Source organism: Neorhizobium sp. DAR64872/K0K18, assembly GCF_050500175.1.
GTDB lineage: Bacteria > Pseudomonadota > Alphaproteobacteria > Rhizobiales > Rhizobiaceae > Neorhizobium > Neorhizobium soli.
Genome location: NZ_CP191446.1, coordinates 758,507 through 772,577, shown reverse-complemented (window position 1 = coordinate 772,577; position 14,071 = coordinate 758,507). Strand labels below are relative to the sequence as shown.

Genomic DNA, 14,071 nt, shown 5'->3' with positions numbered 1-14,071 from the left:
CAGGCTTAGCTGCGGCGTGCGGGCTTCTTGCCGGGTGCGCCATTGTCGAAACCGACGCGGACGCGGGTGAAGCGCGATGCGCCGCCCTGCGCGTTCGGGATCTGCACATCCGCCTTCTGGAAGATGAACTGCGTGCCGCCGGCCGGAAGATCGACCGGATAGGCGACCTTTTGCGAGTAGATCGTGTTGTCGCCATCGACGACCTCGACCAGGATTGGCAGGGTCACGCGGCCCGGCGCACCGACAGGTCCGTCGACGAGGCGGCCCTGGACGACGACATTGATGGTCATCGTCGTTTCGTTTGCCGTGCACTGACGCGTCGCGTCGGCAAGCGATGCCTGGTAGACGAGCTTCTGCGGATCATCCTGACCGCCGCGTGCGTATTCCTGGCGTATCGCCGTCTGTTCGCGCAGAACGACCTGCGGGCAATAGGCCTGCACCACCGCCGGGGTTTCAGCCTGTGCCGTCGGCGCAAGGCCACCCGCCGGAGAGGACGAGTTGCAGCCGGCGAGCGCCGTCAGGAGGGATACCGTTACGAGACCATGGGAAATCTTGCCAAACACAATACTCAACCTTGTTCCATCCCTTTTGACCGGCTTGCCGCGCCAAACATGCTCATGGCGTAACGCAGCGCCGTTTTCCAGTCTTTCACCGCAGATTTCAATCGTCTATACCAGCGGCGCGAATAAAAATCGATTGGGGATTATCGGTCGTGGACTACATTTCTACCCGGGGCGAAGCGCCCGCTCTCGGCTTTCGTGATGCACTGCTGGCCGGCCTTGCCCGCGACGGTGGTCTTTACCTGCCGCGCCACTGGCCGCAGCTGTCCAAGCGGGACATCCGCAATCTGCGCGGAAAGTCCTATGCGGAAGTGGCTTTCGAGATCCTCAAGCATTTTGTCGACGGGGAAATTCCGGACGACAAGCTGAAGACCATGATCAACGAGGCCTATGCGACCTTCCGTCATCCGGCGGTCGTACCGCTCGTGCAGACCGGCCCGAACGATTTCGTTCTCGAGCTTTTCCACGGCACGACGCTTGCCTTCAAGGATGTGGCGATGCAGCTGCTGGCGCGGCTGATGGATCATGTTCTGGCCGAGCGCGGCGAGCGCGCGACGATCGTCGGCGCGACATCGGGCGATACGGGCGGTGCGGCGATCGATGCCTTTGCCGGGCGCGATCGGACCGATATCTTCATCCTCTTTCCCGAAGGCAAGGTGTCGCCGGTGCAGCAGCGCCAGATGACCTCGTCGACCGCATCCAACGTGCATGCGGTGGCGCTCAAGGGCAATTTCGACGACTGCCAGAACATCGTGAAAGAGATGTTCAACGATGTCGCCTTCCGCGACCGGGTGAAGCTTTCGGGCGTCAACTCGATCAACTGGGCCCGCATCATGGCGCAGGTCGTGTATTATTTCACCGCCGCTGTTTCGCTCGGTGGACCGGATCGCAAGGTATCGTTCACGGTGCCAACAGGCAATTTCGGCGATATTTTTGCGGGCTACGTGGCCAAGAAAATGGGCCTGCCGATCGACCGGCTGGTGATCGCCACCAATGACAACGACATTCTTGCCCGCACGCTGAAGACCGGTCGCTACGAGATGCAGGGGGTGATGGCGACCACGTCGCCGTCGATGGATATCCAGATCTCGTCGAATTTCGAGCGGCTTCTGTTTGAAGCCTATGGCCGCGATCCGAGCGCCGTGCGCTCATCCATGGCGAGCCTGAAGCAATCGGGTGCGTTCGAAATCAAGCCGGAAGCGCTGAAGGCGATCAAGCGCGAATTCCGCGCCGGCCGCGCCACGCAGGAGCAGGTTGCCGAGACAATCCGCGAGACGCTGGAAGCCACCGGATACCTGCTCGACCCGCATACGGCAACCGGTGTTTTCGTGGCTCAGAAGAACGCTCGACCCGGCAGCCCGATGGTGACATTGGCCACGGCGCACCCCGCCAAATTCCCGGCGGCGGTAAAATCCGCTTGCGGAATTGATCCGGCACTTCCATCATGGCTCGCTGATCTGATGCACAGGGAGGAGCGCTTCGATACGCTGGACGCCGAGCTGAAGGCCGTTGAAACATTCATCGGCGACCACGCACGGGCAAACTGAGCCAGTTATCGGCAGTGCCGGAAAGACGCGAAGACGTGAATATGAATGTTGAAATCACCCGGCTCCCCTCCGGGCTCACAGTCGTGACCGAGACCATGCCACACCTGGAGAGCGTCGCGCTCGGTGTGTGGATCAAGTCCGGAGCCCGCAACGAGACCGAGAACGAGCACGGCATCGCGCATCTTCTCGAGCACATGGCGTTCAAGGGCACAGCGAGGCGCAGTGCCCGCGATATCGCCGAGCAGATCGAGGATGTCGGCGGCGAACTCAATGCCGCGACCTCGACCGAAACCACATCCTATTACGCAAGGGTGCTCAAGGACCACGTGCCGCTCGCGGTCGATATCCTTGCCGATATCCTGACGGAATCGGAATTCGACGAGGAAGAGCTGCGCCGCGAAAAGCACGTCATCCTGCAGGAAATCGGCGCGGCCAACGACACGCCCGACGACGTGGTGTTCGACCGCTTCTCCGAAGTCGCCTATCGCGGCCAGACGATCGGCCGCGCGATTCTCGGCACGCCGGAGACGGTAAAAGGGTTCACGCCGCCGCAGATCCGCGGCTATCTTTCGCGCAATTATACGACCGACCGGATGTTCATCGTCGCGGCCGGCGCTGTAGATCACCAGGTGTTTTGCAAGCAGGTCGAGGAGCGGTTCGCAAGCCTGCCGACCATGCCGAGTGCGACGCCCGTCCTCGAGCCCGCCCATTATATCGGCGGCGACACCCGCGAAGACCGCGACCTGATGGATGCCCAGCTGCTGATCGGCTTCGAGGGCAAGGCCTATCACCAGCGGGACTTCTACTGCTCGCAGATTCTCGCCAACATCCTCGGCGGCGGCATGTCCTCGCGGCTGTTCCAGGAAGTGCGCGAGCGTCGGGGCCTTTGCTATTCGGTTTATGCATTCCATTGGGGCTTTTCCGATACGGGCATTTTCGGCGTCCATGCGGCGACCAACGGCGACGAGTTGCCGAACCTCGTGCCTGTCGTCGTCGAAGAGCTGCGCAAGGCATCCGAGCAGATCCATCAGGCGGAAATCGACCGGGCACGTGCGCAGATCCGTGCCCAGCTTCTGATGGGACAGGAAAGCCCTGCCGCCCGCGCCGGCCAGATCGCCCGCCAGATGATGCTTTACGGCAAGCCGATCCCCAATGACGAGATGATGGAACGCCTGGAGGGGATCACCACCCAGCGGCTGACCGATCTTGCCGGACGTCTGTTCTTCGACACGGTGCCTACGCTTTCGGCGGTTGGGCCGATCGCACAACTGCCGTCGATGGAAGAGATCGCGGCGTCGCTTTCCTCACCAGGCGTGACAACCAAAAAGGCGGCCGGCTGATCAAGCCGCCTGCCCTGCCCGGAGCACACAAGCACCATGGCCAAGTCCGTGTTTCGGTTCCTATCGCGACATCCGGACACACCGGAGATCTCAGGCGAGCGCCACATCATGCGCCTGCCACTCTATGCCGACTACAAGGCCTGGATGACGCTGCGGTCGCAAAGCCGGGCGTTCCTGCAGCCGTGGGAGCCGACCTGGCGCCCTGACGAGCTGACGGAATCGGCGTTTCGCGCTCGCGTGGTGCGCGCCACCCAGGAACATGCGTCAGGCGTCGCCATGCCGATGCTGCTTTTCCGCCGCGACACGATGGAGCTTTTGGGGGGCCTGACGATCGGCCATATCCGCCGCGGCGCGTCGCAGAGCTGCATGGTCGGCTACTGGATGGGCGAGAAACATTCGGGCCAAGGCCATATGTTGGCCGCATTGGAGATGGCTATCCCCTACATCTACGGCGGACTTCAGTTGCACCGGATCGAGGCAGCCTGTATTCCGGACAATTGGAAAAGCATCCGGCTTCTCGAAAAGGCCGGATTCGAGCGGGAAGGTCTTTTGCGGAAATATCTCAAGATCAATGGCGAGTGGCGCGACCACGTGATTTTCTCCCGACTGCCAGAAGATGGTGAATTTGCGAAAATGCTGAACACATGATGCTGCGTCACATGAGTTTCTCGGCCATGCCGCGCCTGCCGTCGGTTCTTGGAATCGTTTCCGCTGTCCTGATGTTTTTTGCGGCGGCGACGTTTGCACAGGCGGCCGAGCCGGTGAAAATCTCGCGCGACGACACCGCGCTCGACCTGACCCGCACGACCGACATCTACGCCAACCAGGGCGAGGCCTTTCAGGTTTCCACGGCCGCTGCTGCCGACGGTATCCGTCGCCGCATCGAGGTGCGCGCCTCCTCGCCGTCGCACCAAGGCGACTGGGCTGTGTTTGCGCTCTCCAACGTTTCCGAGGAGCAGCTGGAGCGGGTAATCGTCGCGCCGCATTTTCGGCTCGTCAATTCCAAGGTTTTCTGGCCGGATCTCGGCTCGCAGCGCATCATCTCGATTACGCCATCGGAAGGGTTTGCGCTCGACCGTATCGCCAGCCCCGATGCCGACGTGTTCCGCATCACGCTCAATCCGGGCGCCACGATCACCTTCGTCGCCGAGCTTTCGACGCCGGCGCTGCCGCAGATCTATCTCTGGCAACCGGATGCCTACAAGGATTCGGTCAACTCGTTCACGCTCTACAAGGGCATTGTGCTCGGCATTGCCGGTCTGCTTGCGGTGTTCCTGACCATCCTGTTCGTGGTCAAGGGAACCTCCATGCTGCCGGCGGCGGCAGCCCTTGCCTGGGCGGTGCTTGCCTATATCTGCGTCGACTTCGGGTTTCTCGACAAGCTCATCAGCGTGACATCGTCCGACGAGCGAATATGGCGTGCCGCAGCCGAAGTGGCGCTTGCCTCGTCGCTCGTCATCTTTCTGTTCACCTATCTCAACCTCAACCGCTGGCACGTGCACCTGGGTTATGCGACGCTTGCCTGGGTGGCCGGCCTCGTGCTCCTCGGCGGTGTGGCGATCTACGATCCGTCTGTCGCATCCGGTATCGCGCGGCTTTCGTTTGCGTTGACGGGTACTGTCGGCATCCTCCTGATCGTCTATCTCGGCTTCAACCGCTATGACCGCGCCATTCTTCTGGTTCCGACCTGGGCGCTGCTGCTGGTCTGGCTGTTCGGGGGATGGCTGACTGTCACCGGCCAGCTCGACAACGACATCGTGCAGCCGGCGCTTGGCGGCGGACTGGTTCTGATCGTGCTTCTGATCGGCTTTACCGTGATGCAGCATGCCTTTGCCGGCGGCGCCTATCAGCAGGGACTGTTTTCCGATCTGGAACGGCAGTCGCTGGCGCTGACTGGATCTGGAGATACCGTGTGGGACTGGGATGTGGCGCGCGACCGCGTGGTGACCACGCCCGACATTTCGACGCGGCTCGGCCTCGAGCAAGGCTCCATGCACGGGCCGGTGCGCAACTGGCTGCCGCGGCTTCACCCCGATGACCGCGACCGGTTCCGCGCCACGCTTGACGTGCTTCTGGAACATCGCCGCGGCCGGTTGAACCACGAATTCCGGATTCGCGCGGAAGACGGGCATTTCCACTGGCTGCAGATCCGCGCACGGCCGGTGCTCGGCTCAAACGGCGAAATCATCCGCTGCGTCGGCACCGTCATCGACGTGACCGAGCAGAAGAACTCGATCGAGCGTCTGCTGCAGGACGCGATGCATGACAACCTGACCGGGTTGCCGAACCGCCAGGTGTTCCTCGACCGGCTGCAATCGGTACTGACGCTGGCACCCAGCGACGGGCATCTGCGCCCAACCGTCATGGCGATCGATATCGACCGCTACAAGCAGGTCAACGACTCGCTTGGAATTGCCGCAGGCGACAACATTCTGATCGCGCTGACGCGGCGCCTGCGTCGTCTCTTGAAGCCACAGGATACGCTGGCACGGCTTGCCGGCGACCAGTTCGGCCTCATCCTTGTGTCCGAGCGGGACCCGGGCAAGGTCGCGGATTTCGCCGATGCGGTGTCCAAGGCAATCATGGTGCCGATCAACTTTGCCAACCGCGAGATCGTGCTCACCGCCTCGATCGGCCTAGCCTCCTGGGTAGATCAGCAGGAAAGCGCCCCGGGACTTCTCGCCGATGCGGAACTGGCGATGTACCGGGCCAAGCGCGCCGGCGGCAATCGCGTCGAACCGTTCCGTCCGGCATTCCGCTCGACCGGTACAGATCGTCTGCAGATCGAAACTGACCTTCGCCGCGCCATCGAGCGACGCGAACTGACACTCGCCTATCAGCCGATCATCAGGCTTGTGGATGGCGAGATCGCCGGCTTCGAAGCGCTGATGCGTTGGGAACATCCCAAACGCGGCAGCATTCCGCCCTCCGAATTCATTCCGATCGCCGAAATGTCGGACCTGATCGGCCCTCTCGGCCTCTTTGCGATGGAACGGGCGGCCTCAGACCTCACGTCCTGGCAGGCACAAACCGGTTCGCTGCCGATCTTCGTATCCGTCAACGTCTCGAGTGCGCAGCTCCTGAACGCCGATCTCTACAATGACGTCCGGGCATTGCTGCAGAGGACGCAGGTGGCACCGGGCCAGCTCAAGCTGGAGCTGACGGAGTCGCTGATGATGGAGAACCCGGAGCAGGCGCGTCTTGTTCTGGCCAAGCTCAAAGAGACCGGCCTCAGCCTCGCGCTCGACGACTTCGGTACCGGCTACTCTTCGCTCGGCTATCTCACGCAGTTCCCGTTCGACACTATCAAGCTCGACCAGTCGTTGGTGCGCGATGCAACCGACAAGCGTGCTGTGCTTCTGCGCTCGGTCATCGCCATGGCGCGGGCGCTCGAGATGGACGTGGTGGCTGAGGGCATCCAGACCGACGAAGACGCGGCAGAGCTTGCCAAGATGGGCTGCCATTTCGGACAGAGCTACCTGTTCGGCCCGCCGGCGACGACGGATGCGATTGGCCGACTCCTGAAAGAACGGTTTCCGCTGACGAAACGGGCTTGAGTTCCGACTTTCTCATCCTGCCCTTGTGGCGGGGATGAGGGAGACCGGCTATCGCTCTCGTCAACCAAGCCTCACCTGTGTTTCGAGCAGCCTGACAGGCCTGATGTCAGGCCCGTCCGCGTGCATAGAGCCTGATCATACAGCCGTTGCCATCGCAGCGCCGCTCATGGCTTCCCAAGTCGCGCCCGGATGCTGACGGCGGTTTTCCTGGATCATGTCGTGGATGAACTGCAGCTTGGTGGTGACCGCCGGGGCGAGGATGAACGGATAGAGATCCGGCACACCCATGGCCCTATGGATGCTGTTCAGCGCCATGCTGAACGGGATCCAGGCCCGCACGAGCTGCTCTGCGCTCGCTGCCTCATAGGGCTGGAACGCCACTTCCGCCGCAAGTTCGCCGTGACGTCTCGGATCGATCGACAGGCCGTAGGCGCGTGCCATTTCCAGCGTATCGACGATATGGATGTAGTGGGCGAAGGTTTCGGCGAAATCCTCCCACGGATGCGAGCTCGCATAGGTGCTGATATAGGACTGCTGCCAGCCAACCGGCGGGCCTTCTTCGTAGTTGCGGCGCAGCGCGTCGGCATAATCCATCGTCTCATCGCCGAACACGGCACGGAACGCATCCGTCTTGCCGCCATCGCGGATCAGCTTGTCCCAAATGTAGTGGCCGGTCTCGTGGCGGAAATGGCCCAGCATCGTGCGATAGGGCTCGTTCATGGATATGCGGATCTGCTCGCGCGTCGCGTCGTCGGCTTCGGCAGCGCGGATGGCGATCAGGCCGTCTTCGTGGCCGGTCATGGCGGGCTTCACCGTTCCATCCGGCTGGATCTCGTCGATCAGGAAATCGAAGACGAGGCCGCCCTGCGGATCTTCTTCGCGGTTGGTGCGCGGCAGGTTCCATTTCATCAGCGAGTAGAACAGATGGCGCTGCGCCTGGCTGATGCGGCGCCACTGGTCCAGCCCCTCCTCGGTCGAGGCGTCAGGCACCAGGCGGTTGTGCCGGCAAGCCGGGCAAAACGGGTTCGGGTCCTCGGCAACGACCGTCCAGTTGCAGATATCCAGGCTGCTGTTGGCACAGAGCCTCACCTTGCTGTCGAGGTCACCGAACAGGTGCCAGGTCGGATCCGCCACGGGGGCGTCGGGACCCGCAACCATCTCGTCCTGCTCCAGAGCCATGATGGCGAGCTTTTCCGGAACGAAAGCCAGTTTGTAACCGCAGTGGACGCAGTTGCGATTGTCGAAATAAACCGGTTGGCCGCAGTGATCGCAGTCGAAGAGGCGCATGGACAGATCCGCTAGACGAAGTGGAAGTTGGGGTGAACTGAATTCTGGATGATAAAAAACCTGCCCCGGTAGGACCGGAACAGGTTTCTGGATTTGGCGGATTCGGATCGCTTAGGCGCGATCAACGATGTCCTTGCCGGCTTCCTTGATCTTGCCCTTGGCCTGCTGGGCTTCGCCCTTGGCTTCCTGGGCAGCGCCCTTGGCTTCCAGCTCGTGGTTGTCGGTCATGTCGCCGACAGCCTGCTTGACCTTACCGGAGACTTCATTGCCCATTCCGGAAATTTTATCGCTGGTGCTACCCATAGTGTTTCTCCTTGAGCTTAGCGGCATCGTTTTCGATGTCTTGCAATAGGAGAACTCCGAGCCTTGGCAGTTCGTTCCGGCATCGCTCAAGAATTTCAGAAATTCAGGCGTGGCCGGCGTCGGAGGACAGCATTGCGGGCGTCACGCCCATCGAGGCGAGCGCGCGCTCGTACTTGTCTTCCAGCGTCGTACCGAAGATCAGATCTTCGCTGGCCGGGCAGTTCAGCCAGCCGTTGCTGGAAATCTCCCGCTCCAACTGTCCTGCACCCCAGCCTGCGTAACCGAGCAGCATGGTAGCGCGTGATGGCCCCCTGCCGTCACAGATGGCGCGGATGATATCGAGCGTGGCGGTGAGCGAGATATCGTCGCTGACGGGAATGGAGGACTCGCTCGAGAAGTCGTCGGAATGCAGCACGAAGCCGCGACCGGTTTCCACCGGACCTCCAGACAGGATCGGGAACTCAAGGCATTCGTGCGGGAGAGCGATGATCTCGTGCTCGTCCAGCAGTTTCAGGTGCCGCAATACTTCCGTGAAGGAAATTTCCTGGGCGCGGTTGATGATAAACCCCATGGCGCCGGCCGGAGAATGGGCGCAGACATAGATGACCGTGCGGGAGAAATTGGTATCCTGCATGCTCGGCATCGCAATCAGGAACTGTCCGTCAAGAAAGCCGCGTTCGCGACCGCCCTTGCCGCCGTCGTCCTGAGCACCCGAGAGAAGCGAAAAAGCCATCATGCCTCCACCTGCAGCGCTTTGAAACCTATTCTAGCAAAACTGCGGCCGTTTGAAATGTCTGTACTGACTGTCTTTGAAGGCCGGGCTCGCCTGTTGTGAGAGCGTGCCGTGGCTGCTGCTTCACAGCAGCGTTCCTGAAACATGGGGCACGAACCGCGGCGATCAACGGAAAATGATCCTGTTTTTCGAAAGCGCTGCTGGTTCGTTCAACATTTAACGGTTAATCCCTGAGCGATGAGGAGCCTGACCCCAATTCGAACCACAACCGCAAACCTGTTGCTTGGTGCTGCCATCTGCCTTGGATTGCAGACGGCGGCGGCCGATGCTCTGGCGGAAATGACGCCCTGGGCCACCAACGAGGGCGGCCGCATGCGGATCGTCACCATGCCTCCAGAGCCCGATGGAACCGTGCGCGGGGCTCTGCAGATCGAGCCGAAGGATGGCTGGATCACCTATTGGAAAGAGCCGGGTGAAGCGGGCATTCCGCCGCAACTGACATTTTCGCGCGAAAGCGGGATCACCTCCCAGACGATGTCCTATCCGGTTCCAAAGCTGATCACCAACGGTGACGTGACCGACATCGGCTATGATCGCGCCGTGGCATTTCCGTTTGCGCTGAAGGTCGACAAGCCGACCAAAGCGGGGCAAGCCTCACAGGTCTTGCCGTTGGGGGCGGCAAGCATCGACGTTTCCGCGTTTATCGGCATTTGCCGCAATATCTGCATACCCTTCCAGGCCGAATTCTCTCTGCCGATGAAAGCGGTCCGGGGCACGCCGGTGGAAGAGGCAATGATCCTCAACGCCGCCAGAGCCGCACTCCCCTCGCCTCCGGCCAACGATTTTGCCGTGACTGATTATGCGATGGTGAAGGGCGGGAAGGTTCTACGGCTGACGCTGCGGCTGCCGGACAGTGCGACCGCGCCGCCGCAGGTGGTGGTGACCGGTCCCGAGGGGCATGTGCTATTTGAAAGCGTCGATGCGAAGCGGCAGGGTCATGCCTATACGCTGGATATGCCGGTGGGAAAATTGCCTGACAATTACGACATCAGCGGCAAACGGTGGGGCATTCTGGCGACCAGCGGCAGTCGGTCCATGGAGACGTCCATCGTTTTCGACTGAACCTCCTCCCGTCTTCGCTTGCCTCTTGCCGACCGCGACCTATAGTTCCGCCGAACGGCAAACTTCAAGCCAACAGGAGATCCCATGACCATCGCTATCGGTGAAAAACTACCCAGTGCCACCTTCAAGGAAAAGACTGCTGACGGCCCGGTCGAGATCTCGACGGACGCGCTGTTTGCCGGCAAGAAAGTCGTGCTGTTTGCGGTACCCGGCGCCTTCACGCCCACCTGCACACTGAACCACCTGCCCGGCTATCTCGACAATCGCGACGCGCTGCTTGCCAAGGGTGTCGACGACATCGCCGTCGTTGCCGTCAACGACTGGCATGTAATGGGCGCCTGGGCGCAGCAGACCGGCGGCATGGACAAGATCCATTTTCTGGCCGACTGGGACGGTGCCTTTACCAAGGCGATGGGCCTTGATGCCGATCTTTCCGCCGGCGGGCTTGGCGTGCGCTCCAAGCGCTACGCGATGCTGGTCGAGGACGGTGTGGTGAAGTCACTCGACATCGAGGAAAGCCCTGGCCAGGCCACCGTCTCGGGTGCCGACGCGATGCTGGAACGCCTCTAAGTCAATTAGTATTCCACGAGATCGTTTGAGGGGCTCATGCCCCTCATTCCCATTGCGAATGAGACGCTGCGAGGGGCTAGAGCCCGCCTCGAACCATTACACTGCCATATCGAAAACCATCAGGCCCGACACGCCGCCATCGGATGCGGCGACAATTCGTTCGGCGACGGTAATATGGTCGGGATGGACGAGATAGGCGTCACGGCTTTCCAGCGTGTCGAAGGTGACGATGAAGCCGTCGAGGAAGCCGCCGTTCAGGCCTTCCGATGAGGCGTTCGGGCCGGACTTCACATCGACAATGCCGGGAATGAGCGTTTTGAGGCCGTGAACGGCGTCGTAGATTTCCAGCTTCTCTGCCGGCTGCAATGCAGTCTTGAAGCGCATGAAGACGCAATGAAGGATCATCGGTGGGTCCACCCTATGGCTGTTCTGTATGGCGCGAAATCGTCGTGGAGCCTGCTTCAACGCTATGCCCGACGGGAAACCGCTTCGCACCTTTGCTGTAAACCACCCTCAAGAGCAACCGCTACTTTCTCTTGAAAGGCGCCATGCCGGTGCGGGCCAGTTCGTCGGCGCGTTCGTTTTCCGGATGGCCTGCATGGCCCTTGACCCAGTGCCACTTGACCTTGTGGCGCTGGTTGGCGACATCGAGCTGCTGCCACAGTTCACCGTTCTTCACCGGCTTCTTGTCGGCCGTCTTCCAGCCGTTTTTCTTCCAGCCGAAGATCCACTTGGAAATGCCGTCCATCACGTATTTGCTGTCGGTGTGAAGATCGACCTCGCACGTGTCCTTGAGCGCGTTGAGGGCGCTGATGGCCGCCATGAGTTCCATGCGGTTGTTGGTCGTTTCGGCCTCGCCGCCGGACAGTTCCTTGGTGGTTTCGCCGTAACGCAGGATAGCGCCCCAGCCGCCCGGGCCGGGATTGCCGGAACAGGCGCCGTCGGTGAAAATGTCGACCTGTTTCATGATGTCAGTCCATAATCTGCAGCAGAGGAAATGCCGCGGTGGAACCGCAGCTTGCGGAGGTATTCGAGCGGATCCTTCTTGACCACCAGCGCGCCCTCGGGCGTCGTCAGCCAGTCATAGAGCCGGGTGAGGAAGAAGCGCAGGGCCGAGCCGCGGGCAAGCACCGGCAATGCGGCGATCTCCGCATCAGACAGTGGCCGGACGCTGCGATATCCTTCCAGCATCGCCATACCCTTCTCAACGTTATAGCTGCCGTCCGCTTCGAAGCACCAGGCATTGAGGCAGATGGATACGTCGTAGGCGAGCAGGTCGTTGCAGGCGAAGTAGAAGTCGATCAGGCCCGACAGTTCGTCGCCGAGGAAGAAGACGTTGTCCTGAAACAGATCCGCATGGATGACGCCCGCCGGAAGATCCTTCGGCCAGTTGAGGCCAAGGAATTCGAGCTCGGAAGTGATCTCGTCCTGCAGCCCCTTCTCGACTTCATCGGCGCGGTCTGCGGATTTCTCCCACAACACCTTCCAGCCATCGAGCGAAAGTGCGTTGGGGCGCTTGATCTCGAAGCCTTCGCCGGCCAGATGCATCTGCGCCAGCGCCTTGCCGACCTCGCGGCAGTGCCGGGCTTCCGGCCGTCTCAGCCACATACCCTCAAGAAACGAAATCAATGCGGCCGGCCGGGTCGAGAGCTCGCCGAGCAACTGCCCGTCGCGGCGCGGCAAAGGCAGCGGGCAGGACAGGCCGCGATCAGCCAGATGCTGCATCAGACCCAGAAAGAACGGCAGGTCGGATTTCTCGACGCGTTTTTCATACAGCGTCAGGATCAGCGGTTCACGTGTGGTGTGGAGCAGGAAATTCGAGTTCTCGACGCCCTCGGCAATGCCCTTGTAGGACGTGAGCTCCCCGACATCATATTCGGCCAGGAACCGGTTCAGGTCGATTTCGGTGATATCGGTATAGACGGCCAAGATTTCGTCCCGCTGATGATCGTTGCGCTGGATCTCTTCCTAGCGGCTTGGCCGATGCTTCGCTAGGGGCGAAGGCGGTTCATCCAGCGGAGAGAGGGCGCTCGCCGTTGACCCAGGCCATGTCTTCGATGGTGAGGGGGACGGAGCGGAGTTCGCGGTTGACGAGGAAGTTTTCGGTTTCTTCGGCGGTGATCGCAAGCTCGATTTCGGCCGAGAACCTCTGCTTGAAGGCTTCGATGATTTCGTCGACGATGACTTCGGGCGCAGAGGCGCCGGCGGAGAGGCCGAGCGTCTGGATCTGGCCGATCTCATCCCAGTTCAGCTCGGAGGCGCGCTGCACCAGGATCGAGCGTCTGGCGCCGGCTCGGAGCGCGACTTCGACCAAACGCTTGGAGTTGGACGAGTTCGGTGCGCCGACCACGATGAAGAGATCGCAGCCGGGTGCTGCTTCCTTGACCGCTTCCTGGCGGTTTGTGGTGGCGTAGCAGATACTGTCGGCTGCCGGTGCCGTCAGGTTCGGGAAGCGTTCCTGCAGCTTGGCGATGACACCGGCCGTATCATCCACGGAGAGCGTCGTCTGGGTGACGTAACCGAGATTGTCGGGATCGTCTGGAACATAGGCTTCGGCATCGGCGATCGTGTCGACGAGCGAGACCGTGCCTTCCGGCAACTGGCCCATCGTGCCGATCACTTCCGGATGGCCGGCATGGCCGATCAGGACAACATGGCGGCCAAGCCGCTGGTGGCGCATCGCCTGCTTGTGCACCTTGGAGACGAGCGGGCACGTGGCATCGAGATAGAAAAGACTGCGAGCCTGGGCATCCTCCGGCACCGATTTCGGCACGCCATGGGCGGAAAATACGACGGGCTGCTGGCGATGCTCCGCCGGGATCTCATCCAGTTCCTCGACGAAGACGGCGCCCTTGGCTTCCAGTCCTTCGACGACATAGCGATTGTGGACGATCTCATGGCGAACATAGACCGGCGCGCCATAGGCTTTCAGCGCCAGCACGACGATCTGGATTGCCCGATCGACTCCGGCGCAAAAGCCGCGCGGACCGCAGAGGCGGATCGTGAGAGCCGGTTTTGTGACCTGGATGTTCATGTCGCTTCCGTAAGCCGT

Annotated in this window: 14 protein-coding genes; 6 read left to right on the top strand and 8 right to left on the bottom strand. The window is 61.4% G+C overall.

Annotated elements, in window-relative coordinates:
- Positions 1-5 precede the first annotated feature (5 nt).
- On the bottom strand, positions 6-563 hold the full coding sequence (locus tag ACQY1P_RS09055; RefSeq protein ID WP_062453611.1) for a hypothetical protein: 558 nt from the start codon (positions 561-563) through the stop codon (positions 6-8).
- Between the two features lie 149 nt (positions 564-712).
- On the opposite strand from ACQY1P_RS09055, the gene thrC reads away from it, so the two are divergent.
- From thrC to ACQY1P_RS09035, 4 genes are all read left to right on the top strand, one after another.
- The gene (gene thrC, locus ACQY1P_RS09050; protein ID WP_062453612.1) at positions 713-2,107 is read left to right on the top strand and encodes a threonine synthase; all 1,395 of its coding nucleotides are present in this window, start codon (positions 713-715) and stop codon (positions 2,105-2,107) included.
- Positions 2,108-2,148: 41 nt separating this feature from the next.
- Complete coding sequence (locus ACQY1P_RS09045) at positions 2,149-3,447, top strand: M16 family metallopeptidase (protein ID WP_430256175.1); 1,299 nt, start codon at positions 2,149-2,151, stop codon at positions 3,445-3,447.
- 36 nt (positions 3,448-3,483) lie between these two features.
- On the top strand, positions 3,484-4,095 hold the full coding sequence (locus ACQY1P_RS09040) for a GNAT family N-acetyltransferase (RefSeq protein ID WP_062453614.1): 612 nt from the start codon (positions 3,484-3,486) through the stop codon (positions 4,093-4,095).
- Between the two features lie 71 nt (positions 4,096-4,166).
- Positions 4,167-7,004 (top strand): EAL domain-containing protein, encoded by a 2,838-nt coding sequence (locus ACQY1P_RS09035; protein WP_430243914.1) that lies wholly within the window; start codon positions 4,167-4,169, stop codon positions 7,002-7,004.
- A 135-nt stretch (positions 7,005-7,139) separates the two neighbouring features.
- Here the strand turns inward: ACQY1P_RS09035 and ACQY1P_RS09030 are convergent, their stop codons facing one another.
- The 3 genes from ACQY1P_RS09030 to ACQY1P_RS09020 all read right to left on the bottom strand — a co-directional run bounded on the left by ACQY1P_RS09030 (position 7,140) and on the right by ACQY1P_RS09020 (position 9,327).
- Positions 7,140-8,291, bottom strand: coding sequence for a zinc-binding metallopeptidase family protein (locus tag ACQY1P_RS09030; protein WP_430256173.1), 1,152 nt, complete (start codon positions 8,289-8,291; stop codon positions 7,140-7,142).
- Between the two features lie 111 nt (positions 8,292-8,402).
- Positions 8,403-8,594: a CsbD family protein gene (locus ACQY1P_RS09025; protein ID WP_062453615.1), complete on the bottom strand. Its 192-nt coding sequence runs from the start codon at positions 8,592-8,594 to the stop codon at positions 8,403-8,405.
- A 103-nt stretch (positions 8,595-8,697) separates the two neighbouring features.
- Positions 8,698-9,327: a YqgE/AlgH family protein gene (locus ACQY1P_RS09020; RefSeq protein WP_430256683.1), complete on the bottom strand. Its 630-nt coding sequence runs from the start codon at positions 9,325-9,327 to the stop codon at positions 8,698-8,700.
- A 279-nt stretch (positions 9,328-9,606) separates the two neighbouring features.
- On the opposite strand from ACQY1P_RS09020, the gene ACQY1P_RS09015 reads away from it, so the two are divergent.
- Both ACQY1P_RS09015 and ACQY1P_RS09010 read left to right on the top strand, forming a co-directional pair.
- Positions 9,607-10,449, top strand: a complete 843-nt coding sequence (locus ACQY1P_RS09015) for a protein-disulfide reductase DsbD domain-containing protein (RefSeq protein WP_430256171.1) — start codon at positions 9,607-9,609, stop codon at positions 10,447-10,449.
- A gap of 84 nt (positions 10,450-10,533) precedes the next feature.
- The gene (locus ACQY1P_RS09010) at positions 10,534-11,019 is read left to right on the top strand and encodes a peroxiredoxin (RefSeq protein ID WP_062453618.1); all 486 of its coding nucleotides are present in this window, start codon (positions 10,534-10,536) and stop codon (positions 11,017-11,019) included.
- Positions 11,020-11,115: 96 nt separating this feature from the next.
- Here the strand turns inward: ACQY1P_RS09010 and ACQY1P_RS09005 are convergent, their stop codons facing one another.
- From ACQY1P_RS09005 to ispH, 4 genes are all read right to left on the bottom strand, one after another.
- On the bottom strand, positions 11,116-11,424 hold the full coding sequence (locus tag ACQY1P_RS09005) for a Dabb family protein (protein ID WP_209900067.1): 309 nt from the start codon (positions 11,422-11,424) through the stop codon (positions 11,116-11,118).
- Positions 11,425-11,545: 121 nt separating this feature from the next.
- Entirely contained in the window at positions 11,546-11,989 is a 444-nt protein-coding gene (rnhA, locus tag ACQY1P_RS09000; RefSeq protein ID WP_244474026.1) for a ribonuclease HI, read from the bottom strand.
- Entirely contained in the window at positions 11,983-12,948 is a 966-nt protein-coding gene (locus tag ACQY1P_RS08995) for a homoserine kinase (RefSeq protein WP_430256169.1), read from the bottom strand. The genes rnhA and ACQY1P_RS08995 overlap by 7 nt, the downstream gene beginning before the upstream one ends.
- Before the next feature lie 79 nt (positions 12,949-13,027).
- A complete protein-coding gene (ispH, locus tag ACQY1P_RS08990) occupies positions 13,028-14,053 on the bottom strand; it encodes a 4-hydroxy-3-methylbut-2-enyl diphosphate reductase (protein ID WP_430256167.1) in 1,026 nt (341 codons plus the stop codon).
- Positions 14,054-14,071: the final 18 nt, after the last annotated feature.

What these genes read in the sequence shown, in the direction of transcription:
- ACQY1P_RS09005 (WP_209900067.1), bottom strand. Translation starts at nt 11,424, where the DNA reads ATGATCCTTCATTGCGTCTTCATGCGCTTCAAGACTGCATTGCAGCCG.
- ACQY1P_RS09030 (WP_430256173.1), bottom strand. Translation starts at nt 8,291, where the DNA reads ATGCGCCTCTTCGACTGCGATCACTGCGGCCAACCGGTTTATTTCGAC.
- ispH (WP_430256167.1), bottom strand. Translation starts at nt 14,053, where the DNA reads ATGAACATCCAGGTCACAAAACCGGCTCTCACGATCCGCCTCTGCGGT.
- ACQY1P_RS09020 (WP_430256683.1), bottom strand. Translation starts at nt 9,327, where the DNA reads ATGGCTTTTTCGCTTCTCTCGGGTGCTCAGGACGACGGCGGCAAGGGC.
- ACQY1P_RS09035 (WP_430243914.1), top strand. Translation starts at nt 4,167, where the DNA reads ATGTTTTTTGCGGCGGCGACGTTTGCACAGGCGGCCGAGCCGGTGAAA.
- ACQY1P_RS09025 (WP_062453615.1), bottom strand. Translation starts at nt 8,594, where the DNA reads ATGGGTAGCACCAGCGATAAAATTTCCGGAATGGGCAATGAAGTCTCC.
- ACQY1P_RS09040 (WP_062453614.1), top strand. Translation starts at nt 3,484, where the DNA reads ATGGCCAAGTCCGTGTTTCGGTTCCTATCGCGACATCCGGACACACCG.
- ACQY1P_RS09010 (WP_062453618.1), top strand. Translation starts at nt 10,534, where the DNA reads ATGACCATCGCTATCGGTGAAAAACTACCCAGTGCCACCTTCAAGGAA.
- ACQY1P_RS09045 (WP_430256175.1), top strand. Translation starts at nt 2,149, where the DNA reads ATGAATGTTGAAATCACCCGGCTCCCCTCCGGGCTCACAGTCGTGACC.